The organism is Larkinella knui (assembly GCF_003858645.1).
Taxonomy (GTDB): domain Bacteria; phylum Bacteroidota; class Bacteroidia; order Cytophagales; family Spirosomataceae; genus Larkinella; species Larkinella knui.
This window is the reverse complement of the sequence record NZ_RQJP01000001.1, coordinates 886,547-908,708: the sequence shown is the minus strand read 5'-3', so window position 1 is coordinate 908,708 and position 22,162 is coordinate 886,547. Positions and strand designations below refer to the sequence as shown.

Annotated in this window: 20 protein-coding genes; 10 read left to right on the top strand and 10 right to left on the bottom strand. The window is 50.8% G+C overall.

What is annotated here, in order from left to right:
• The first annotated feature begins 1 nt into the window (after window position 1).
• From EHT87_RS03625 to EHT87_RS03615, 3 genes are all read left to right on the top strand, one after another.
• Window positions 2-589 (top strand): dihydrofolate reductase family protein, encoded by a 588-nt coding sequence (locus EHT87_RS03625; RefSeq protein WP_124903947.1) that lies wholly within the window; start codon window positions 2-4, stop codon window positions 587-589.
• Window positions 590-648: 59 nt separating this feature from the next.
• Window positions 649-897 (top strand): hypothetical protein, encoded by a 249-nt coding sequence (locus tag EHT87_RS03620; RefSeq protein ID WP_124903945.1) that lies wholly within the window; start codon window positions 649-651, stop codon window positions 895-897.
• 88 nt (window positions 898-985) lie between these two features.
• Complete coding sequence (locus EHT87_RS03615; protein WP_124903943.1) at window positions 986-3,172, top strand: outer membrane protein assembly factor BamB family protein; 2,187 nt, start codon at window positions 986-988, stop codon at window positions 3,170-3,172.
• 13 nt (window positions 3,173-3,185) lie between these two features.
• Here the strand turns inward: EHT87_RS03615 and nspC are convergent, their stop codons facing one another.
• Both nspC and EHT87_RS03605 read right to left on the bottom strand, forming a co-directional pair.
• Entirely contained in the window at window positions 3,186-4,319 is a 1,134-nt protein-coding gene (nspC, locus tag EHT87_RS03610; protein ID WP_124903941.1) for a carboxynorspermidine decarboxylase, read from the bottom strand.
• 120 nt (window positions 4,320-4,439) lie between these two features.
• Complete coding sequence (locus tag EHT87_RS03605; protein ID WP_124903939.1) at window positions 4,440-5,261, bottom strand: energy transducer TonB; 822 nt, start codon at window positions 5,259-5,261, stop codon at window positions 4,440-4,442.
• Between the two features lie 123 nt (window positions 5,262-5,384).
• On the opposite strand from EHT87_RS03605, the gene EHT87_RS03600 reads away from it, so the two are divergent.
• A complete protein-coding gene (locus EHT87_RS03600) occupies window positions 5,385-6,785 on the top strand; it encodes a glucoamylase family protein (protein WP_124905999.1) in 1,401 nt (466 codons plus the stop codon).
• Between the two features lie 76 nt (window positions 6,786-6,861).
• On the opposite strand, the gene EHT87_RS03595 is transcribed toward EHT87_RS03600, so the two are convergent.
• On the bottom strand, window positions 6,862-8,073 hold the full coding sequence (locus EHT87_RS03595) for a saccharopine dehydrogenase family protein (protein ID WP_124903937.1): 1,212 nt from the start codon (window positions 8,071-8,073) through the stop codon (window positions 6,862-6,864).
• Window positions 8,074-8,333: 260 nt separating this feature from the next.
• Here EHT87_RS03595 and EHT87_RS03590 point away from each other — a divergent pair, with 260 nt between their 5' ends.
• Window positions 8,334-8,765, top strand: coding sequence for a WapI family immunity protein (locus tag EHT87_RS03590; protein WP_124903935.1), 432 nt, complete (start codon window positions 8,334-8,336; stop codon window positions 8,763-8,765).
• Between the two features lie 222 nt (window positions 8,766-8,987).
• Entirely contained in the window at window positions 8,988-9,557 is a 570-nt protein-coding gene (locus EHT87_RS03585; RefSeq protein ID WP_185716130.1) for a TetR/AcrR family transcriptional regulator, read from the top strand.
• Between the two features lie 46 nt (window positions 9,558-9,603).
• Here the strand turns inward: EHT87_RS03585 and EHT87_RS03580 are convergent, their stop codons facing one another.
• Complete coding sequence (locus tag EHT87_RS03580; RefSeq protein WP_124903931.1) at window positions 9,604-10,899, bottom strand: aminopeptidase P N-terminal domain-containing protein; 1,296 nt, start codon at window positions 10,897-10,899, stop codon at window positions 9,604-9,606.
• An 83-nt stretch (window positions 10,900-10,982) separates the two neighbouring features.
• Here EHT87_RS03580 and EHT87_RS03575 point away from each other — a divergent pair, with 83 nt between their 5' ends.
• Window positions 10,983-12,521 carry a S8 family serine peptidase gene (locus EHT87_RS03575; protein ID WP_124903929.1) on the top strand — a complete coding sequence of 513 codons (1,539 nt, stop codon included), beginning with the start codon at window positions 10,983-10,985 and terminating at the stop codon, window positions 12,519-12,521.
• Window positions 12,522-12,596: 75 nt separating this feature from the next.
• Here EHT87_RS03575 and rfaD read toward each other — a convergent pair whose 3' ends face one another.
• Entirely contained in the window at window positions 12,597-13,562 is a 966-nt protein-coding gene (gene rfaD / locus EHT87_RS03570; RefSeq protein ID WP_124903927.1) for an ADP-glyceromanno-heptose 6-epimerase, read from the bottom strand.
• Between the two features lie 316 nt (window positions 13,563-13,878).
• Here rfaD and EHT87_RS03565 point away from each other — a divergent pair, with 316 nt between their 5' ends.
• Window positions 13,879-14,295 (top strand): 6-pyruvoyl trahydropterin synthase family protein, encoded by a 417-nt coding sequence (locus EHT87_RS03565; RefSeq protein WP_124903925.1) that lies wholly within the window; start codon window positions 13,879-13,881, stop codon window positions 14,293-14,295.
• A gap of 3 nt (window positions 14,296-14,298) precedes the next feature.
• Window positions 14,299-15,441 (top strand): lipid-A-disaccharide synthase, encoded by a 1,143-nt coding sequence (lpxB, locus tag EHT87_RS03560; protein ID WP_124903923.1) that lies wholly within the window; start codon window positions 14,299-14,301, stop codon window positions 15,439-15,441.
• Here lpxB and EHT87_RS03555 read toward each other — a convergent pair.
• From EHT87_RS03555 to EHT87_RS03535, 5 genes are all read right to left on the bottom strand, one after another.
• Window positions 15,434-16,000 (bottom strand): 1-acyl-sn-glycerol-3-phosphate acyltransferase, encoded by a 567-nt coding sequence (locus tag EHT87_RS03555; protein WP_124903921.1) that lies wholly within the window; start codon window positions 15,998-16,000, stop codon window positions 15,434-15,436. The genes lpxB and EHT87_RS03555 overlap by 8 nt on opposite strands.
• Window positions 16,001-16,037: 37 nt before the next feature.
• Window positions 16,038-17,183 (bottom strand): site-2 protease family protein, encoded by a 1,146-nt coding sequence (locus EHT87_RS03550; protein WP_124903919.1) that lies wholly within the window; start codon window positions 17,181-17,183, stop codon window positions 16,038-16,040.
• The gene (locus EHT87_RS03545) at window positions 17,146-17,826 is read right to left on the bottom strand and encodes an HAD family hydrolase (protein ID WP_124903917.1); all 681 of its coding nucleotides are present in this window, start codon (window positions 17,824-17,826) and stop codon (window positions 17,146-17,148) included. Before EHT87_RS03545 ends, EHT87_RS03550 begins: the two co-directional genes overlap by 38 nt.
• Window positions 17,827-17,837: 11 nt before the next feature.
• Window positions 17,838-18,791: an acetyl-CoA carboxylase carboxyltransferase subunit alpha gene (locus EHT87_RS03540; RefSeq protein ID WP_124903915.1), complete on the bottom strand. Its 954-nt coding sequence runs from the start codon at window positions 18,789-18,791 to the stop codon at window positions 17,838-17,840.
• Window positions 18,792-18,931: 140 nt separating this feature from the next.
• The gene (locus tag EHT87_RS03535) at window positions 18,932-20,368 is read right to left on the bottom strand and encodes an MBL fold metallo-hydrolase RNA specificity domain-containing protein (RefSeq protein ID WP_124903913.1); all 1,437 of its coding nucleotides are present in this window, start codon (window positions 20,366-20,368) and stop codon (window positions 18,932-18,934) included.
• A gap of 260 nt (window positions 20,369-20,628) precedes the next feature.
• Between EHT87_RS03535 and dacB the strand changes: the two genes are divergently transcribed.
• Window positions 20,629-22,161, top strand: a complete 1,533-nt coding sequence (gene dacB / locus EHT87_RS03530; protein ID WP_229320823.1) for a D-alanyl-D-alanine carboxypeptidase/D-alanyl-D-alanine endopeptidase — start codon at window positions 20,629-20,631, stop codon at window positions 22,159-22,161.
• The last annotated feature ends 1 nt before the right edge of the window (window position 22,162 follow it).

Sequence of the window (22,162 nt, the reverse complement as noted above, 5' to 3'; positions counted from 1 at the left end):
AATGAGAAAGATTAAATTGCAAATGCAAATATCGCTTGATGGTTTCGTGGCCGGACCAACCGGAGAACAGTATTGGATGGTCTGGAATTGGGACGATACGCTGAAACAATACGTTTCGGATCTGGCGGATTCCGTCGACACCCTGCTGATTGGACGCGTTACCTACGAAGGCATGGCAAATTACTGGCCTTCAGCGGCCGAAAATCCCGGAGCCTCCGCTGAGGAAATCAACTTTGCGAACAAAATGAATGCGTTAAACAAAGTAGTTTTTTCGACAACTTTGTCAACCGTTACCTGGTGTAATTCCCGGATAGCAGCGGCTTCGGTTAAAGAAGAAGTGGCTACCTTAAAGCAAATGCCCGGAAAAGACCTGATAATTTACGGTGGTGCCCGAATTGTTTCGTCTTTTATAAAACTTGGCCTGATTGATGAGTATCATCTTTTTGTCAATCCGGTTGCTGTAGGAAACGGTATGCCAATCTGGAAAGAGATCGATGATCGCATTCCATTGAAATTAACGAACACCGTTACCAGTAGTAGCGGCATTATTATACTCTGTTATCTGCCCGAAAAAAATACCCCCAATTAAGAGCAGGAAATTGTCTTGCTTTGCAAACCAGATACCGGAAAACAAACCGAGCAGGTAGAATGATAGAAGTTTTTAAAACTGACGTGATCGATCGACGTCAAGCGGACCGGCTTATTGATCAGATCCACACCATCCAGTCGGCGTATTCCGCTACTTTTGATCTGGAAGATTGCGATAAAATCCTGCGTATCAAATCCACAAACGGCATCGTTGATGCTTGCGTTATCATCAGGATTTTACGGGATTTCGGATTTAATGCGGAAGTATTAGCGGATGACGACCACGTGATTAGCCAGCCTTTTTTCTAAAACCGGCAATTCCGGCCCGTGTTTGCCTAAATCTCCGGGCGATTGCTTATTATTACGATGCAAAGCAACCCCAGCTTGTCATCTTCCCATGCATCAAATCCATAGGACCCTAACCCGTTGGCTCCTTCACAAACCGGGCTTTTTTGTCAGCCTGATGGCGTTCATTTTAGTGGCTGGCTATCAAGCGAACGACGATAAAAACCGCACCTGGAGTGTCTACAAAGCCGACGCCGAAAGCACCAGTTATTCCACGCTGGATCAGATCACGGCCACCAATGTGCATCAGTTACAACTGGCCTGGACTTTTCATCCGAACGATGCCAAAACCGGGGCTCGGCCGGGCAGCAGCGAGTGTAATCCCATTGTTATCGATGGTATTTTATACGCCACTTCGGCCCGGCATCGCGTCTATGCCGTGGATGCTTCTACCGGCGAACAGAAGTGGTCATTCGATCCGTTCGACGGCGGTGAAGGCGGTGGCGTCAGTCGGGGTGTTACGTATTGGGAAGGCCCAAAGGGCGATGGCGGCTCGGACAAACGAATTCTGTTTACCGGCGGAGATGTGCTCTTTGCGCTGGATGCCCGCACGGGAAAACCGGTTTCGGAGTTTGGAAAAAATGGACAGGTGAGTATGAATGTCGGGCTGCGGGATGCCCCTGAAACCATATCGGTCATTCCAACGTCGCCCGGAATTGTTTATCAGGATCTGCTGATCATGGGTGCCGAAGTTTCGGAATTGTATGGGGCCCAACCCGGCTACATCCGCGCCTACAATATCCGGAACGGCAAATTGGAATGGACCTTCCATACCATCCCGCTGCCCGGTGAACCCGGCTACGAAACCTGGCCGAAAGATGCGTATAAATACGCCGGTGGCGTCAACGACTGGGCGGGCATGAGCGTGGACACCAAACGCGGTATGGTATTTCTGGCGCTGGGCTCTCCCTCATACGATTTTTACGGGGCCGACCGGAAAGGCCAAAATCTGTATGGCAACAGCGTGGTGGCGCTCGATGCCAAAACCGGCCAATACCGCTGGCATTTTCAAACCGTACACCATGATTTGTGGGATTATGACCTGCCTGCTCCCCCGAATCTGGTCACGGTTGAACGAAACGGCAAAAAAATTGACGCGGTGGCTCAGGTTACCAAACACGGTTTTGTGTTCGTTTTCGACCGCACGACCGGCGCGCCCTTGTTCCCGATTGAAGAACGGAAAGTTCCGGTTTCTCACCTGCCGGGCGAAGAAGCCTGGCCCACCCAACCGTTCCCGCTAAAACCCAAACCGTTTGCCCGCCAGTGGATGACGGAAGCCGATTTAACCCGGTACTCGACGGCGGGGCATGATTCGATTGTGAAAAAATTCCGGTCCATGCGGTATGAAGGGTTGTTTACTCCGCCGGATTTGAAAGGTACCCTGATGCTGCCCGGCACCCGCGGTGGGGCCGAATGGGGCGGGGCAGCGTATGATCCCACCACAAGCATTCTGTACGTCAAATCCAATGATTCGCCGGAAATCCAGTCAATGCAGAAAGTCGATCCCGAAAAAGAAGCCAAAGATCAAACGGTTTTCGCTCAGGGAAAAACCCTTTATATGACCTACTGCGTGAGTTGCCACGGGAAGGACAAAAACGGCGACGAACCCAATTACCCTTCGTTAATTGGCCTCCGCAACCGGACCACCCGCGAAGCGGTTTTAGCTAAAATCAAACAGGGCGGTGGAAAAATGCCCGCTTTTGCCAGCGTTGTGAAAGGGAAAGAACAGGGCATTCTTGCATTTTTGTTTGATCGGGAAAAGAACTCAACGAAAGTGACCAAACTGGAAACCGGTCAGACGCAGGCCGGGGCCGACAAATACCTGAATTTAACGGCCTATGGGCATTTTAGAGATCCCAACGGGCATCCGGCCCTTAAACCGCCCTGGGGAACGCTCAATGCCATCAACCTAACGACCGGAGACTATGCCTGGCAGATTCCGCTGGGAAACCAGCCGGAATTGCAGGAAAAGGGGGCGGCAGAAACCGGGCTGGAAGGCTCCGCCGGCCCTATCGTTACGGCCGGCGGACTGGTATTTATTAGCGGCACCCGGGATCAAAAAATGAGAGCATTCGACAAGTCAACCGGCCAACTCATCTGGGAAACCCGGCTGCCGGGCGTTGCCAACGCCACCGCCTGTACCTATTGGAGCGGAAACCGCCAATTCATTGCCGTATCCGTTGGCGGCAGTAAAGAAAATCCGGCCGGGTCTATCGTGGCTTTTGCGTTGCCAAAATGAAGGTTTCGATTCCCTAACTCAACCGGTCTTTGAAACTTTCATACCCGTAGGTTTTCACCAGCCGAAACGTTTCATCTTCCTGCCAGATACCGATCGCCGGCAGATTTACGCCGTTAAATGTGGTGGTTTTCACCATCGTATAGTGAATCATATCATCGAAAACGACCCGATCGCCGATTTGCAGCGGTTCGTCGAAGCTATAATCGCCCATGAAGTCACCGGCCAGACAGGTCATCCCGCCCAGGCGATACGTCGGTTTTCCGGCCACGGGTTCCTGGTAGGCATTCAGAATGCGTGGTTTGTAGGGCATTTCGAGGGTATCCGGCATGTGGGCGGCAAACGACGTATCCAATACCGCTACCTGAATTCCCTGACTGTCGACCAGATCCAGAACAGTGGACACCAGCACACCGGTTTTCCAGGCAATTGCCGAGCCCGGCTCCAGGATCACTTCCACATCGTATTTTTCCCGAAACGATTTGAGCAACCCGATCAGGTGAGTGGTGTTATAGCCTTCGCGCGTCATCAGATGCCCTCCGCCCATGTTCACCCATTTGGCCTGGTGCAACAGATCGGCGAACCGGTTTTCCAACGCTTCCAGGGTGCGTTCAAGCGTGTACGAATCGTTTTCACAAAGCGTGTGAAAATGAATGCCTTCCATACCGTCTGGTAAAACATCACCAAGTTGATCCCGCGTTACGCCCAGTCGCGAACCCGGAACGCAGGGGTTGTACATGTCCGTTGCGACTTCAGAATACTGGGGATTGACCCGAATACCGCACGACACGCCCGACTCCATCGCCCGGTTTCCAAACCGCTCCCATTGGCCCATCGAGTTGAACGTGATGTGGCTGCTGCGCGCCAGAATTTCCTCAAATTCATCGTCACGGATCGCCGGGATGTAGGTATGCGCCTGCACTCCCATGTAGTCGTTCACCAGCTTGATTTCATTGAGCGAACTGGCCGTGGCGCCCGACAAATAACGTTTTACCAACGGAAAGACGCTGTACATGGAAAACCCTTTGAGCGCCAGGATAATCTGGACACCCGCCTGCTGCTGCACGGCGTCGATAAGTTCTAGATTGGTGCGGAGTTTGGCCTCTTCCAGTACAAAACAGGGCGAGGGAATCTGGTTATATTTGATCATCAGGAAACGCCAACAGTGGTTTTGGAAACCACAAAAGTAGCGAAATCGACGGGTTTGTTGCGCATAAAAAACGCCGATTCAAGGTCGGCGTAGGTACAAATTGGGAGGACAGGGTGGCCATCATTCCAGCGCAAACACGACCGGGAGCGTAAACCGGACGCGTACCGGGCGCCCCGATTGCTTGCCCGGTTGCCAGGGAGGCATTTTTTTTACCACCCGCAGGGCTTCTTCATCACAGCCAAATCCAATGCCCTTCACAACGGTTACATCGACAATGCTGCCGTCGGTATTGACCACAAATTGAAGATACACTTTACCCGAAATCCCGGCCCGGGATGCCGCGGGCGGGTATCGCAGATTTTTTTCGAGAAATTCAGCCATCTGTTTCATCCCACCGGGAAACTGCGGATTCTGTTCAACCGAAATAAAAACTTCGTCCGGTTTGCGTTCGGCCTCGATCGCTTTTTCAACCGGTGCCGGTCCGGCCGTTTCCGTGGGTGCTTCAATCGTTTCGAGCGCATTTGGATCCCCTTCCTGGGTTTTATCACTCGAAACTTTATCCTCCAGATCATCCACCGTCGGCACCGTCACCTCATCGGGCGCTTCAGTAACCACTTCCGGCGGCAGATTCCGGACCGTGGCTATTTTTGGCAGCACTTCCGGTGGTGGCGGAACCACAATGGGCGGCTCCTCCTGCGGCAGGGTCTTGATATTTTCCAGCACCACTTCATTCATAAACTGATCCGGCGCTTCGGCGGGTTTTAGCCGGTTATAGAGCGTTGGCGTCGCCAGAGCGGCTCCAAATAGCGCAATTCCCAACCAGAGCGCCCGACTGGCACTCCGGTTATACACCTGCCGCAATTCGTAGGCGCCATACAGTTTATTGCGGTTTTCAAATACGATGTCGTCGAGCGTGGCGACTTTTAGCTGTTCGGGTGTCATAGCCTGGTAGTAGTTAGTGACTGATACAAATATATATAGGTAAATTATATATACAAGTTTATGATCAACTATTTTGTTTTCTTTCTACTATCTTTCCCGCACCATACCGCTGATTACTTTGCCATGAAAGTCAAAGGCTGCCAATACCGGTTTTATTTGTCCCGTGCCAGTTGCGTTATTCTACGATTTTGTCTGTTTCTGACGGTTTGTTTTACGCAAATCCGGGTGCCATCCATCGCCCAACCCCGGGGCGTCGCAACGTCGAAGCGGTTCCTTGATTCCCTGCAACGGGAGACTTTTCATTACTTCTGGGATTTGGGCAATACCGCCAATGGCCTGATTCCCGACCGGTATCCAACGCCTTCATTTGCCAGTATTGCCGCCACCGGATTTGGGCTGACGGCGTATGTGCTGGGCGTTGAGCGGGGGTATGTGAGCCGCCAGGAAGCTGCCGACCGGACCCTGAAAACCCTGCGCTTTTTTACTTACGCCCCCCAATCGGCGGATGAAAAAAACGCGACCGGTTACCACGGTTTTTTTTACCATTTTCTGGATATGAAAACCGGGCTCCGGTTCAAACAGGTGGAATTGTCGACCATCGATACGGCTTTGCTCCTGGCCGGGATGCTCAGTTGTCAGACGTATTTTGATAAAAATACCTCTGCCGAAAAGGAAATCAGGATGCTCGTCGACCGCATCTATCGGCGGGTCGACTGGCAGTGGATGCAGGCCCGAAAACCGCTGGTTTCCATGGGCTGGCATCCCGAAAGCGGTTTTATCAAGACGGACTGGAAGGGGTATAACGAAGCAATGATTCTGTATGTCCTGGCGCTGGCTTCGCCCACGTATCCCATTGAATCTGAGGCCTGGACCGAATGGACATCGACCTACGACTGGAAAGAATTCAAGGAGTTTTCACACGTTAATTTCGACCCGCTGTTTGGCCATCAGTATTCACACATCTGGATCGATTTCCGAAGCATCAAAGATGCATACATGCGCTGGCGAGGAATCGATTATTTTGAAAACAGCCGCCGGGCCACGCTCGCCAACCGCGCCTATTGCATCGAAAACCCGGAAGGATTCAGGGATTACCAGACCGACATCTGGGGATTGACGGCCAGCGATGGCCCGAAGGATACGCTCATCAATGGGCGGCAATTCTTCTCCTACCGCGCCCGCGGAGCCTCAGCTTTGCAGGTAGTGGACGATGGCACCATTGCGCCTACAGCCGCGGGCGGATCGATGCCGTTTACGCCGGAAGAAAGCATTCGGGCGCTCCAGCTAATGAAATACCGGTATGGAAAGAAAATCTACGGTCCCTACGGTTTTAAGGACGCCTTTAACCCGAGCTACCCGGGTCAGTGGTTCGACACCGATTACCTGGGAATCGACAGCGGGCCCATTCTGCTGATGACCGAAAATTACCGCACCAATCTCATCTGGAACCTCATGATGCGCAATCCCATCATCCGCCGGGGCTTGCTCCGGGCCGGCTTCCGGGGCGGCTGGCTTAGAAGTTAATTTTTAATGATGAATGATGAACGATGAATTATTGCGTCAGCCCATTCATCATTCATCATTTATTATTCATCATTTATTATTCACCTTCTACGCTTAGTGGCTCATTGACCTGATCCTGAACCGGCAGGCCCTGTTTGTTCATTTGTTCGATGAACGGGTCGGGATCAAGCTGTTCGCAGTTCCAGACGCCCGGTTGCATCCAGACGCCCTTCAGCATCAGCATGGCCCCGATCATAGCCGGAACGCCCGTGGTGTAGCTAACGGCCTGTCCGCGAACCTCCTTATAGGTCTCGGCGTGGTCGCAATTGTTCCAGATAAAGTACGTTTTTTCCTGTCCGTCCTTGATGCCTTTGATCTGGCAACCGATCGACGTCTGGCCCGTATAATTTTCGCCCAGCGTATCGGGGGCGGGCAATACGGCTTTCAAGAATTCCAGGGGCACAATGTCGATGCCCTGAAACCGGATTGGTTTGATGCTGGTCATTCCCACATTTTCCAGCACTTGCAGGTGGGTAATATAAGCCTGTCCGAACGTCATCCAGAACCGCGCCCGTTTCAGCGTCGGGAAGTTTTTGACGAGGGATTCCAGTTCTTCGTGATACAGCACGTACGACTCTTTAGGGCCAATTTCGGGGTAAGAAATCGGTTTGTGAATCGACATAGGTTCAATTTCGATCCATTCGCCATTCTCCCAGTAGCGTCCCGGCTGCGTAATTTCGCGAATGTTGATTTCGGGATTAAAATTGGTGGCAAAGGCCTTGCCGTGATTTCCGGCATTGCAATCGACGATGTCCAGATAATGCATTTCATCGAAGTGGTGCTTGGCGGCATAGGCGGTAAAAACCTGCGTGGCCCCCGGATCGAATCCGCAGCCCAGCAAGGCCATAATACCGGCTTCCTTAAACCGCTCCTGATACGCCCACTGCCAGCTGTATTCAAATTTAGCTACCTCTTTGGGCTCATAATTGGCGGTATCCATGTAGTGCGTCCGCGTTTCCAGACAGGCATCCATAATGGGCAAATCCTGATAGGGCAAGGCCACGTTGATAACCAGCACGGGTTGAAATTGCTTGATCAGCATCACCATTTCGGCAACAACGTCGGCATCGACCTTCGCCGTTTTGATTTCCACACCGTGCATTTCCCGGATCTCAGCGGCAATTTTATCGCATTTGGAAAGCGTCCGGCTGGCCAGCATAATGTCTGTGAAGACGTCGGCATTCAACGCGCATTTATGCGCAACGACACTCCCGACTCCTCCGGCACCAATAATCAGCACTTTAGCCATTTTATATCTCTGACTGGTTAGAATTTGGGAATTGATCCCGTGTTTACGAATGAAAAAAACGGGATGAACGACCAAAAACGGTTGAACAAATTCGCGCAAAGATAGACAACCGCCCCCGTTGTCGGCACAAAACCGTAAAAAAGATTGAAACCGGGTCATTAAAAAAGATTCCCATTTTTCATTTGGAGTAAATCGGGTTGTAAACTATATTTGGTAGATAGGCCAACGTATGTCTAAAGACAAAACCCTCCCCTAACGTTATGAAACTCAACAGCTCTACGGGTTCTTTTGAACTATTAATAAAAGGCTACGGTGTAAAGGGAACAAACTGGCGGGAACGCAACAGCCTGCTTTGTGAGCTTTCGACCGAATGGCAGAAAGAATTTTACCAGCAATCGGCTCCACTCCACACCTGGGAAATCAAACGGCTGATCAACGGCCTGAAACTGCTCTGGAACCGGGCGGTCAACCACGTGACGGTTTCGTTTGCCGAGCCGGGTTTGAACGTCGAAGCGACCTCGCTGCCGAACGAACACTACCATTTGCAGATCCAGTTGGACCGCTCCCTGACGCCTTCCTGGCATCCTTATCCGGACTTTCCACTGCTGATGGACGTCACCTTGACCCGGTTTCAACTCCGCGAAGCCATTCGGGATCTGGTCAATCAGCTGGCGCTTTTCCCGGAACGGTGATCTTTATTCAGACACCTACTAAAGTTACCGTTTTCTACCTTTTCTCTCACTTTTACCTATCATTTTCCGAAAGCGAACTCCTTTTTGCCTAATAAGCCGTAACTTTGTCCGAATTAATCAGTAATTATAGCTTTATAACCAAATTGAACGGGGACATTTTTGCCCCAAAAATTTGAGATTAATCGAATGATAGAGGAACGGAAAAGGAGTCGAACACAGACCATGGCTCGCATTCTTCAGGCTGTCGGTCAAGTGATTTCCGAACGTGGCGTCAACCGAGTTGGAATCAATGCAGTGGCTGAGAAAGCCGGAGTTAACAAAGTGCTCATTTACCGGTATTTTGGGGGTTGGGAAGGCCTGATGCAGCAGTTTCTACGGGAAGGGCATTTTCTGACCGACTACAACAAACAGTTTCTGGAAAACAATTCGGAGTCTGATCTTAACGTGAAAACCCAAGCCCGGGTCGAATACCTGATCGGGCTGCTGCGCGAGCTGAAACACCGGACACCCGCTCAGGAAATGTTGAAGTGGGAAATCAGTAATCCGGGTTCGTATCTGACTCAACAACTGGCCACCACCCGCAATGAATCGTTCCAGCAGATACTGGACAAATTCTTCACCAACGAAAAAGAAGACCAGAATGCCGTAACGGCCATTCTGGTATCGGGCATTACCATGCTGCTTCTGATTGCCCCCAGTCAGCACCAGTTTATGAACGTCGACTTGCAATCCGAAGAGGGCTGGAAACGAATCGAGTACGCCATTCACCGGATTTGTGATACGCTACACTAGCCTGTGTCAGCGCCGGGCCGTTATCAATGCCCGGCGCTGGCCTAAGCTATTGATTCATTAAATCCTCAATTTCCTCAATTTCGACCGGGATCGAATCCATCAAATCAACGTTACCGGTTTCCGTAATCAGGATATTGTTCTCCAGCCGGATCCCCAGCCCTTCCTGGCGTATATAGATACCCGGTTCGCAGGTAAAAACCATCCCAGCTTCAAATTTGCGGTATTTATTGCCGACATCGTGCACATCCAGCCCCAGAAAATGGGAGGTTCCGTGCATGAAATACTTCCGGTACAAGGGCGCATCCGGGTCCTGTTTCTCCACGTCATGACGATCCAGTAAACCCAGGCCAATGAGTTGCGCTTCCATGATCTTTCCGACTTCCCTGTGGTAGTCGTCCCAGACATTTCCCGGCACCAGCATCTTTTTTGCTTCTTTCATCACGTGCAGAACGGCTTGGTAGACGGCTTTTTGGCGGTCCGTAAACCGCCCGTTTACCGGCAGACTACGGGTCAGATCGGCGTTGTAATTCCCGTATTCGGCAGCCACATCAAGCAGAATCACCTCGCCAGCTTTACACGCCTGGTTGTTCTGGGTATAATGCAAAACGCACGCATTGGCGCCCGATGCGATGATGGGCTCATACGCAAATCCGCGCGACCGCTGGCGAACGAATTCGTGCAGTAATTCGGCCTCGATTTCATATTCCCACACGCCGGGTTTGATAAATTTCAACAACCGCCGAAAACCGTCTTCCGTAATCCGAACCGCTTCGCGGAGCAGCGTCACTTCCTCCGGCTGCTTGATGGCCCGCAGGTAATGCATCAGGGGTGCCAGTCTTTCAAACCGGTGAAGGGGGTATTTTTCTTTAAATTGACGGATGCCGCGCGCTTCACGGGATTCCACTTCCGACGAATTTCGGGTGTGTTCGTTGGAATTCAAATAGAGGTGCTCGGCTTCAAATACCATCTGAATGAATACTTTTTCGAACTCATGCGTCCAGAAAATCGACTTTCGGGAAATGCCCGAGGTCTGTTCGGCTTCTTCTTTGGTCAGTTTATGGCCCTCCCAAATCTCAATCAGCTCACTGGTTTCCCGCAAAAAAAGGACTTCCCGAAATTTCTCGTCCGGATGCTCGGGAAACAACACCAGAATGGTCTCTTCCTGATCGACGCCGGACAGGTAAAAAAGATCATTGTTCTGTCGAAAACCCATCGTGCCATCGGCATTGGTCGGCATAACATCATTGGCGTTCAGAACCACCACGGATTTAGGTTTCAATAAGCCCGCCAGACGCTGGCGGTTTCGGGTAAACAAGTCGTTGCTGATGGCTGTATACTTCATACGGTCCGTGTTTCAAAGGTGCTTATTCGGTAATATCAATATCATTTTGTACTTTAATGCCTAAAATTGATGTTTTCGTTTCAATGAAAAAAATTGCAACGCTTCTTTTTGGGATATTGGTCGTTGGCACCGGTCTCACGAATGCCCAGTCCAAATACTGGATTACCCTGAAAGACAAGCCTTCCGCCCAGCATCCGTCGCTTTCTCCCCGTACGCTTTCCAATCGCCAGTCGATGGGATTATCGGTAGACGAAACGGATTTCCCATTAAATCCGGCTTATTTGCAGGCTTTATCCGATGAAGGCGTCCGTCCCCTGTATCGTTCGCGCTGGCTCAACGCGGTTTCAGCGGAGTTGACGCCGGATCAGGTGCAAGAGGTAAAAGCGTTATCGTTTGTCAAAGAACTGGTTCCCATCGATCGGAATATCGTCATCAACAGCATTGATCATGATGTAACAAAAGTTCAAATGGCACCGGTCATGTCTCAGATTCAGGCCGAAGTATTTGGCCGGGCCGGGATGACTGCCAAAAATGTGACCATTGGTGTGATCGATGCCGGTTTTTTCGGGGCCGACTCCGCCAGTGCCCTGAAACAGATTTTCCACCGGAACGGTATCAAGGATGTCCGCGATTATGTGAATACCAACCGGCCACGCAACGCCTTTTTTGGTTCACTCGAAACACTTTCCGATTTCCACGGCACGGAAGTTATGGCGGCTATTTCGGGCCATGATCCGAATGAAAATATCCAGTATGGACTCGCCACGGATGCCACTTTTTACCTGGCCCGCACCGACCACGGTGCCCGTGAGTTTCGGGGCGAAGAAGATAACTGGATTGCTGCGATGGAATGGATGGACAGCCTGGGCGTACGCATCATCAATACCTCCCTGGGTTACGCGAAAGGATTTACCAATCCGAAAGAAAATTATCAGCCCGATCAAATGGATGGTCACACGAGCCTGATCAGTAAAGCCGCTCAATTGGCCGCCGACAAGAAAGGCATTCTGGTAATCGTTTCAGCCGGTAATGAGGGCGACGACCGCTCGTGGCGGATCATATCGACACCGGCCGACGCACAGGGTGTGCTGGCCGTTGGCGCAACCAACAATAAAGTCTGGAATCGCATTGGCTACAGCAGCATCGGTCCGGAATTTTTGCCGTATCTGAAACCGAATGTTTCCTGTTTTTCGCTCTACGGAACCTCCTTATCGGCACCGGTCATCACCGGTTTTGCGGCTTGCCTGATGCAGGCGAATCCGAAGCTGACCAACAAGGAATTGATCAGCATTATTGAAAAATCGTCGCATCTCTACCCCTACGGCAACAATTACATTGGGTATGGCGTCCCGCAGGCATCACGCGCGCTGGCGCTGGCGAAAGGACAACCGACACCCTCATTGGCCCGTTCCATTAAGGTTTCAGGCAAAACTTATTCCCTGCCACTGGCCGAATACGCGGATGTGTCGGTGTCGATTTTCCACAAAAAAGACGACACCCGTGTGCTGCAACAGGAATCCATGCGCGTTCAAAACGGTGCCATTGTGCTGCGCCGAACCCACGATGAAAAGCGGACGACGGTGGATTTAAAGAAAGAAGTGGTCGAAATTATCTGGCAATAACGTACCCACGGACTTTAGTCCGTGAGTGATCAATAAACACGTAACAATGCTCACGGACTAAAGTCCGTGGGTACGTTACAGGGTGTTTCCGGGAATTAAATAATTCTTCACGTAATCTTCAATACCGGTTTCCAGCGACTGAAACGGTTGGGTATACCCAATGGAGCGCAGTTTGCTCATGGAAGCCTGGGTGTAATACTGGTATTTGTCCCGGATGTCTTCGGGTGTGTCGATGAATTCGATTTGGGGCGTGATGCCCATTGCCAGAAAAGTGTTGTTGGCTAAATCCAGGAACGTCCGGGCTTTGCCGCTGCCCAGATTATAAATTCCGGAGTTTCGGCGGTGGTGCATCAAAAACACGCAAACCTCCACCACATCTTTCACATAAATGAAGTCGCGCATCTGTTCACCGTCTGCGAAATTCGGGTGATGCGACCGGAATAACTTCATCGAACCTTTCTGGTTGATCTGACAGAAGGCGTGATAAATAACCGACGCCATGCGGTTTTTGTGGTATTCGTTCGGCCCGTAAACATTGAAGAATTTCAGCCCGGCCCAGAAGAAAGGATGCTTTTCCTGTTCCAGGACCCACTTATCGAACTCGTTCTTGGAATCGCCGTAGGGGTTGAGCGGTTTTAACTGCGGAATCAGCGATTCGTTGTCGTCGTAACCCAACTCACCCAACCCATAGGTTGCCGCAGAGGAAGCATAAACCAGCGGAATCTGGTAGTCAATGCATTTCTGCCAGATCTTTTTGGAGTACTCTACATTAAGATGTTCAAAAATACTCCGGTCAAACTCGGTGGTATCGGTTCGTGCACCGATGTGAAATAGAAACTCAATCTCATGATAATTGTCATCCAGCCAGTCGAAAAACTCTTCGCGGTCTACCCGTTCCAGAATGCGTTTCCCTTCTAAATTGGCCAGCTTATCTTCCCGTGAAAAATCATCGACGGCAATGATAGCATTGAAATTTTCCTGATTCAATCTTGAAATCAGACAGCTTCCGATGAAGCCTGTTGCGCCCGTAACAATTATCATACTCCGTAGAAATTGAGCAACGATTGTTTTAGGTTAGATTAAATTTGTGTGATCTTCCTCATAAACAGGGTGTAAAGTTAGGATAATTCAGTACACCAACCTATCCACGTTTTAATGAAAAAATAGAACAATTCCTATATTGACTTTACAAACGGCACGTTAAAAATGATCTTTTTGTTAACTAAAAGGTGACTTGAGTCAAACTCAATTTGGATTTTTATTAACGCTTCGAAGGCTGTAATTTTGCAATCAACTAAGGGCAGTTGACATAACACGGGCTGCCCAAAACGACGAATCGCCCGGGCGATGGTGTATAATGGTATATATTAGCAGAAAAGAACATTTTAACGCGGCCCACCGGTTGTTTAACCCGACTTGGTCTGACGAAAAAAATAAGGAAGTTTTTGGCCCGTGTGCAAACGTAAACGGGCATGGTCATAACTTTGAATTAATTGTAACGGTCAAAGGAGAGCCAAACCCCGATACCGGTTTTGTAATCGATCTCAAAGTGCTGGGGGATCTGGTAAAGGAAGAAATTATCGATAAGGTCGATCATAAAAACCTCAACCTGGATGTCGATTTTATGCGCGGGAAAATGGCCAGTTGCGAAATATTTATCGTTGAAATCTGGAAAATTCTGGATCGGGCTCTTGAAAAAATTACCGAAGCCCGGCTCCACCGGATCCGTCTCTACGAAACCCCAAAAAATTACGTGGATTATTATGGGGAATAACCTATGACGTATTACCTGATTGCCGGTGAGCGTTCGGGCGACCTGCACGGCGGAAATCTCATCAAAGCCATTGGTCGCTATGATTCCCAGGCCCGCTTCCGGGCGTGGGGTGGTGAGCAGATGGAAGAAGCCGGGGCAACGCTGGTGCGCCACTACCGCGAAATGGCCTTCATGGGCTTTCTGGAGGTCGTTCAGAATTTAGGAACCATCCGCCGAAACCTACGCGATTGCCAGCAGGATGTACTCACGACCCGTCCCGATGTGCTGATTTTGATCGACTACGCGGGTTTCAACTTGCGAATGGCCCGGTTTGCCAAAAAACACGGCATTCGGGTTTTCTATTACATTTCGCCAAAAGTGTGGGCCTGGAATCAGAAACGGGCCCTGAAAATCAAGGCGGTTGTCGATCAGCTGTTTGTTATTTTTCCCTTTGAGGTCGATTTCTACAAAAAGTACGAATATAAGGTCGATTACGTCGGAAATCCGCTGATGGACGCCATTGCGGGTTTTCAAATCGATCCTGAGTTTCGAAAGAAGAACGGCCTAAGCGACAAACCCATCATTGCCCTCCTGCCCGGAAGCCGGCATCAGGAAGTTTCCATCATGCTGCCCATGATGATGGAAACCATACCTCACTTTCCTGACTATCAATTCGTTGTATCCGGCGTCAGCAATCTTCCTGAATCGCTGTATACCGAGTCGATGCAGGGATTTCCCACAACGCCGGTGGTGGTGGATGCCGCTTATGATCTTCTGTCGGTGGCCGATGCGGCTTTGGTAACTTCCGGAACGGCAACGCTGGAAACAGCCCTGTTGAATGTACCGGAGGTGGTTTGTTACAAAATGTCGTGGGTGACCTATCAGGTAGCCAGCCGGCTGATTGCCGTACCGTATATTTCGCTGGTTAATTTAATTCTTAGGCGGGAAGCCGTCCGGGAGTTGAAACAGTACGAGTTGACGACGGAAAATCTGGTTCAGGAACTGACGAAAATACTGCCCGGCGGGTCGGAACACGAACGCCAGCGAGCGGATTATGCGGAGTTGCGGGAAAAAGTTGGTGGTCCGGGCGCTTCCGACCGCGCGGGTGAGCTTATGGTGTCGTACTTACGGACTAACGGACCGTCGGGCAGGCCGGCCGTTAATTGATCAGCCCGGTTTGCTCATACCGCTTGAGCCATTCCTTTTTTTTGCCCTGAATGTGGCTGAAAAACTCGAAAACCGGTCGCATATCTTTCTGAAAATCGCCGGTCATGTAGAGTGGCTCGCTTAGAATTACGGCTTTGCGGGGATAATCGATACCGGTCAGAATGATGGGAACATCCGCTTTCAAGGCAATGTAATAGAACCCGGTTTTGAGCCGGTCGACATCACTTCGCGTCCCTTCGGGGGGAATACAGATGTGCAGCTTTTCGGTTTGCACCAGTACATCGACCATGGCATCGACCAGGTTGTTAGCCCGGCTGCGATCGACGGGTTTGCCCCCTAAAATCCGGAAAAACCAGCCCGCATACCACGTAAAAAGCTCCCGTTTTGCCAGATACTGAATCCAGACACCAGTCGTGGCCCTCGCTCCTACGCCCACCAGAAAATCCCAATTCGTGTTGTGGGGCGCAAGCACCCAAATTGCTTTCGGGAGGTCAGGAACTGTGCCGAGAAGTTTCCAACCGGCTAGTTTATAAAGCCACCTGGCAAATGCGCTGAACATACTCTTCTGATACAGGACGCCTGTTTGTAGGACAAGATTAAGAAAATATAAACGGTTTTGGGCTAAAACACAAAACGAAAATGAGTAAAGCCAGCCAGCCCAGAATAACCCGACCGGTGCCCAATGGCTGATCATCCTGGGTTTCGGGGTGGTATACGCCCAAAAAACGGCCCAGAATCAAAATAAACAGCAGAAATCCGGGATAACCGGTGACCGTCGGAAAAAAGTACGATACCAGAAACTGCCCGGCTACCACACTCAACGCCAGCAGCAGTGCCGTCATCCGGTTGTCGTTAATGCTCTGAAAGCTGAGAAAAAGCCCCAGGATATACAAGCCCAGATAGCCCAGTTCATTCATGAAATCACGATCGTTGGCAACGATGAAATCCGATGGTTTGATAAAGCCCAAACCGGAGTAGAACGCAAAGCCGATCAATAAAACCGGAGCAACCATCCGAAACGCCCGACGGCCAATCAGGCTGTAGAGTACGTGACCGCCATCCAGTTGTCCGATCGGAATGAGATTGAGCGACGTAAAAAACAAGGCAAAATACCCCGCCATCAAGTACGGGTAGTGAATCATTTCGTACGGATGCGGCAACCGGGCCGGATCCGCTACGTAGGTTTTGAAGAACCAGAACAGAATGTTATCTCCCAGCCGAATGACACTGTCGGGCGGCAGGTTTTTATAAACATGCTGCCCAAACGCCAAACCGTACTGTTTGTATTCGGGGTGGATGGTAAAAATGTGCTCAGGGGGCGGCAAGTGGGAAAACCCATACCACAACACCACTAACGCCAGCGCAAAACCGGCTAATGGACCGGCAATCCCAATATCAAAAAACTTTTTGCGGCTGCTGATGAAATCCTGAATCCGGATAAAAGCGCCCATTGTGCCGAGTGTTTGCCCGAAACCGAACCAAAGCGGAATGTAATAAGGCAAGGTGACGCGAACATGGTGGTAGCGGGCTACAAAAAAATGGCCGAATTCATGCACCGTCAAAATGGCCAGAAACGGAATCGAATAGTGCAGACCGTCCCAGAATTCGGGCCATCCGATACCGTGCTCCGGATCGAGAAAAAACCGGCCATACATCCATTCCGCACCAGCCGCGGTCGTAGAAAACAGGGTAAGTATAAAAAGGCTAGCTTGAATGAGGTACGTCCTCGTTTGTGGATTCATCGCGAAGATAATCAAGAATCGTCAGGGGCGGTTGCACCTGTACAGCATGTATACCTAACTCAGCAGCCGCCCGGATGTTATGCGGATTATCGTCTAAAAACAGGGTTTCTTCCGGTTTCAGGCCCGAAGTTGTCAAAACGTGCTGATAAATTTCCGGGGAAGGCTTGGCCAGTTTTACTTCATACGAGTAATAAACCCGCTCAAAAAGGGCTTCGAGCGAAGGCTGGCCGAGCTCGGTAAAAATGGTATTAACCTTGGCAATGTGGATCGAACTGGTGTTACTCAACAGAAACAGGCGGTATTGTCCATGAAGCTGGCGGATGCGCTCCACCCGTTCTACGGGCAGATCGAGCAAAACGGTATTCCAGGCGGTATCGATGACCTCATCCGCCCACCGGTCCGGTGCGTCGCTGCGGTTTTTGAGTAAGTCGCGAACGTGCTGGCGAAAAGCCGCGTCGTCGATCAGCCCGGTTTCGTATTGCGTCGTCAACCCGTGCTCCCGCCAGAGCGACTCCACTTCCTCTTCACTCAGACCCGAAAGCACGGCGAAATTGCGGATGGGGGCGCGTAAATCGATGGGAATAATGACGTCGCCGAGGTCGAAAATAATATTTTTAATACCGGGTTTTAAAACACCTGCCATAGGTTTCACAATTATTCGACCACAACTCCCATCGAACAGAACTTCTCGATGCGCTGGTCGATGCGTTCTTCGGGCGTAAAGTGAGCCAATTCAGCGATGGTATCGAGGATGGTTTTCTTGATTCGGCGGGCCATTTCAGCGTGATCGGTATGCGCGCCCCCCTGCGGTTCTTCGATGATCCCATCCACGAGTTTGTTTTTCTCCATATCGCGGGCCGACAGTTTCATGGCTTCGGCCGCCTGCTCCTTATAATCCCAGCTTCGCCAGAGAATCGTCGAGCAGTTTTCGGGCGAAATAACGGAGTACCAGGTATTTTCGAGCATCAAAACGCGGTCGCCAATCCCGATTCCCAGCGCCCCGCCCGAAGCGCCTTCGCCAATGACAATGCAGATGACCGGAACCTGAAGCATGAACATTTCCTTCAGGTTACGGGCAATGGCCTCGCCCTGACCCCGTTCTTCGGCTTCGAGACCCGGATAGGCACCCGGTGTATCGATCATCGTAACGATGGGCTTGTTGAATTTTTCGGCCAGCTTCATCAGCCGGAGTGCTTTGCGGTATCCTTCCGGATTGGCCATACCAAAGTTTCGCTGCTGGCGTTGTTTGGTATTTCGTCCTTTCTGCTGGCCAATCAACATAACGGTTTGCCCGTCGATATCGACAAAACCGCCGACCATGGCCGGATCATCGCGAACCGTCCGATCGCCGTGCAGTTCAATAAACTGTCCGCCCATTAACGAAATATAATCAAGCGTGTAGGGCCGGTCGGGATGGCGGGAAAGCTGAACGCGCTGCCAACGGGTAAGGTTATCAAAAATTTCCTTGCGGAGCTTTTCAATGCTGACTTCCAGCGACGCAACAGCTTCAGTAACATCAACGTTACTGGTACCGGCCAGTTTCTTCATTTCGACCAGTCGTACTTCCAAATCGGCTATAGGTTTTTCGAAGTCCAAATACGTCCTCATTCAAAAAATAGTTCTCAGTTGCCCGTTTTAAACTGCCCGTTTTCCATTCCCGATTTTGTCAAAGGCATCGGAAAACTGACATGGGTACTTTTTTCGATTGGCAAAGTTAGCGGAAAATCCGGTTCAGCAACCTTTCGTTGTCACAACTCATACATCTGGCCCTTCGTGGGGAGCTCCACATTCGGAAAACCTTCCTCGAGCAGCGTTTGCTGAAAAGCCGACATACTCGTGAATTCGCCGTGTACCAAAAATACCTTTTTCAATTTTTCAGGCGACTGATGTTTCACAAACCGCACCAGATCGTCGCGGTCGCCATGCCCGCTGAATACGTCGGTTCGTTCCACTTTCGCCAGAACCGGTTCTTCCTTGTCTTTGATCGAAATGGTGGGTTGCCCATTGAGCAATCGCCAGCCCAGCGTTCCTTCGGCGCAATACCCGATGATGAGAATGGTACAGTACGGATTGCTGATGTTGGCGGCTACGTGCTGTTCGACACGCCCCCCCTGCACCATACCCGACGACGAAATGATGATACACGGCTGGTTGTAATTGGAAACTTCCCGGCTCGCTTTTGAACTTTCCAGGTATTCAAAATTGACAAAGTCAAACAGGGATGCATTTTCTTCCTGATACGCTTTCGCTTCCTTGTTCAGCATCCGCAGGTTTTTCTGGTACACCTTCGTGCTTTCCAGTGCTAACGGACTGTCAGAGAACACTTTAATCGGAGGAAAGCCCTGCTCGGTATACAGCCGGTTGAGCGTATACAGGAGCGCCTGCGTGCGTCCAACGGAGAACGACGGAATAATCAGCCGACCCGGTATATCAATGCAGGTTCGCTTGATGACATCGGCCAGCATCGCTTCCGGGGTTTCGGAATCGATGTGCAGCCGGTTGCCATACGTCGACTCACAAATCAGATAATCGACCGGTGGAATGGGTTCGGGATCGCCCAGGAGCGGGTAGTTCCGACGTCCGATGTCGCCCGAAAAACAAATGCTTTTTTTCTCGCCATTTTCAACAACGTTAATGACGATATGAGCCGCGCCGAGCAAATGCCCGGCCGGAATAAAGGTAACATCAACGCTATCGCCGAGCCGGAACTTTCGGTTATATTGGATAGGAACCACGTTTTCCATCGATTCCCGCACTTGTTTCTCCAGAAATAAATCTTTCTGCATGGTAACAAGTTTCTTTTTAACCTTTTGCTTTTTGCTCTTCCCCATTTCGCTCAGACGCCGGTGGTTGAGCGAGGCCGCGTCCTGAAGCAGCAGGTTCGTTAGCGAATACGTAGGATCAGTACACAAAATCTGGCCTTCATAGCCTTCCCGGTACAAGTTTGGTAAGTTGCCGCTGTGATCGATGTGGGCGTGAGTCAGCAGAACAACATTGATTGTGGAAGCTTCAAACGGGAAGTAGCCTCCGATCGATTTCGGAGATTCATCGTCGTGCCCGTTTAAGACGGCTTTTTTATCCATATCGGCCCCGCAATCAATCAGAATTCGGTAATTGTCATCCGTTTCCAGCAGAAACATACTACCTGTTACCTGACGGGCCGCCCCCCAAAATGTTAACTTCATTCGATTCGATTAATGGCTTTGATTCTGTTTTTTACAAGTGTACAGTTTCAAAGAAGCTACAAAACATTAATTACATATTATTTGATAGAACAACAGATAAGGGCTTTAAATTCTGGCTATTTTTGCAAAGCTACAAAATCCGCTTTCATAAACTATTGGTAACCGACACACAGATTGGATGAATGAAACGGATGAAAAAAGGTCAATTTTTATCCAATTCATTGAGTCATCCGGCCTTACTCTTCCTATTTTGTATTTCCATGCATCGATACGCCGTATTAATTTTAAGTTATTTTTTTGTAATCATTCCGCTCTGCCAGGCACACCCACCCGCCGATTCGCTGGGCATACAACGCCTGCAAACGACAATGACCCAGCTGCAAACCAGTCCGCTCGTTCGGAATGGTACAGCCGCCCTGTCGGTGCGTCGGGCGCGCGATGGTGGCGTACTTCTGGACTTTAACGCCCGGATGAGCCTTCCTTCGGCATCGACCTTAAAATTGGTAACCACCGCCACCGCCCTGGCCGTGCTGGGTGACAATTATACCTTTGGAACCATTCTGGAGCATGATGGCACCATTCGGGACAGTGTCCTGAACGGCAATCTCTACATCCGGGGATCGGGCGACCCCACGCTGGGCAGCAATCGCTTTGCGGAATTTGCCGACGCGCCTACCCTCCTGCGCACGTGGACGGAAATGGTTCACAGCGCGGGAATCAAACACATTCGCGGGTCGGTGATTGGCGATGCATCGGTTATTCAGTCACTTCCCGTGCCGAACACCTGGGTTTGGGGCGATATGGGCAATTATTACGGAGCCGGCGTTTGCGGGTTAAATTTCAACGAAAATATGTACCGGGCGGTATTCAAACCGGCTAAATCCGTTGGTCAGCCCGCCGGATTACTGCGAACCGAACCCGCAACGCCTTTTCTCCGGTTTCAGAATAACGTCCGAACCGGCCCCACCGGATCGGGCGACGAAGTCATTATTTACAACGCTCCGTTTTCACCCCAGGTTTTTCTGGAAGGCACGGTTCCGGCGGGCATGAATGTATTTGGGGTCAAAGGATCGCTGCCCGATCCGGCATTTTTTACGGCTTTTGCGCTTCAGGAACAGTTGACCAGAGCTGGTATTTCCATAAACAGCCTTCCTCAGTCGATCGGGCCGGGTCGCCTTCCCGAGCCGGGCACTACTGAAGCACCGGCACAGGTTCCGGCGGCCAAACGAACGCCCTTACATCTCCATACATCCGTACCATTAGCGGAGGTTGTGCGGCTGACGAATCATCAAAGCATCAATTTATACGCCGAATCGCTGCTCATTCTGGCGGGCAATGCGTTGGCCAAAGCACCGGTAACGACGGATCAGGCCCTTCAGCAGCTGACCCGGTTCTGGCAGGGCAAAGGCGTCGATTTAACCGGTTTTCGACCAAAAGATGGCAGCGGGTTATCGCCGGTTGGCGCGCTGACAGCGGCCAATCTTTCCGGTATTCTGGCCGTGATGACGAAGGAGAAAAGTTTTCTTCCGTTTTATGACAGCATTCCGGTGGTGGGCGAATCCGGGACGGTTAAAAATCTGGGACGTGGTACGGCAGCTGCCGGAAATATTCATGCCAAAAGTGGCACCATCGAGGGTGTGCGGGCGTATGCCGGGTATGCAACCTCGGCCGATGGCGAACTGTTGAGTTTTACCGTCCTGGTAAACAAATACAACCCCGGTTCTTTAAAAGGCGTGATGGGTTTTCTGGAACAGATTATGACGCAACTGACGACGTTGAAAGTCAACGAGTAAC

Bases quoted from the DNA above. Each gene is read 5' to 3' on its own strand.
- EHT87_RS03625 (WP_124903947.1), top strand. From the start codon at position 2: ATGAGAAAGATTAAATTGCAAATGCAAATATCGCTTGATGGTTTCGTG.
- EHT87_RS03620 (WP_124903945.1), top strand. From the start codon at position 649: ATGATAGAAGTTTTTAAAACTGACGTGATCGATCGACGTCAAGCGGAC.
- EHT87_RS03615 (WP_124903943.1), top strand. From the start codon at position 986: ATGCATCAAATCCATAGGACCCTAACCCGTTGGCTCCTTCACAAACCG.
- nspC (WP_124903941.1), bottom strand. From the start codon at position 4,319: ATGATCAAATATAACCAGATTCCCTCGCCCTGTTTTGTACTGGAAGAG.
- EHT87_RS03605 (WP_124903939.1), bottom strand. From the start codon at position 5,261: ATGACACCCGAACAGCTAAAAGTCGCCACGCTCGACGACATCGTATTT.
- EHT87_RS03600 (WP_124905999.1), top strand. From the start codon at position 5,385: ATGAAAGTCAAAGGCTGCCAATACCGGTTTTATTTGTCCCGTGCCAGT.
- EHT87_RS03595 (WP_124903937.1), bottom strand. From the start codon at position 8,073: ATGGCTAAAGTGCTGATTATTGGTGCCGGAGGAGTCGGGAGTGTCGTT.
- EHT87_RS03590 (WP_124903935.1), top strand. From the start codon at position 8,334: ATGAAACTCAACAGCTCTACGGGTTCTTTTGAACTATTAATAAAAGGC.
- EHT87_RS03585 (WP_185716130.1), top strand. From the start codon at position 8,988: ATGGCTCGCATTCTTCAGGCTGTCGGTCAAGTGATTTCCGAACGTGGC.
- EHT87_RS03580 (WP_124903931.1), bottom strand. From the start codon at position 10,899: ATGAAGTATACAGCCATCAGCAACGACTTGTTTACCCGAAACCGCCAG.
- EHT87_RS03575 (WP_124903929.1), top strand. From the start codon at position 10,983: ATGAAAAAAATTGCAACGCTTCTTTTTGGGATATTGGTCGTTGGCACC.
- rfaD (WP_124903927.1), bottom strand. From the start codon at position 13,562: ATGATAATTGTTACGGGCGCAACAGGCTTCATCGGAAGCTGTCTGATT.
- EHT87_RS03565 (WP_124903925.1), top strand. From the start codon at position 13,879: ATGGTATATATTAGCAGAAAAGAACATTTTAACGCGGCCCACCGGTTG.
- lpxB (WP_124903923.1), top strand. From the start codon at position 14,299: ATGACGTATTACCTGATTGCCGGTGAGCGTTCGGGCGACCTGCACGGC.
- EHT87_RS03555 (WP_124903921.1), bottom strand. From the start codon at position 16,000: ATGTTCAGCGCATTTGCCAGGTGGCTTTATAAACTAGCCGGTTGGAAA.
- EHT87_RS03550 (WP_124903919.1), bottom strand. From the start codon at position 17,183: ATGAATCCACAAACGAGGACGTACCTCATTCAAGCTAGCCTTTTTATA.
- EHT87_RS03545 (WP_124903917.1), bottom strand. From the start codon at position 17,826: ATGGCAGGTGTTTTAAAACCCGGTATTAAAAATATTATTTTCGACCTC.
- EHT87_RS03540 (WP_124903915.1), bottom strand. From the start codon at position 18,791: ATGAGGACGTATTTGGACTTCGAAAAACCTATAGCCGATTTGGAAGTA.
- EHT87_RS03535 (WP_124903913.1), bottom strand. From the start codon at position 20,368: ATGAAGTTAACATTTTGGGGGGCGGCCCGTCAGGTAACAGGTAGTATG.
- dacB (WP_229320823.1), top strand. From the start codon at position 20,629: ATGCATCGATACGCCGTATTAATTTTAAGTTATTTTTTTGTAATCATT.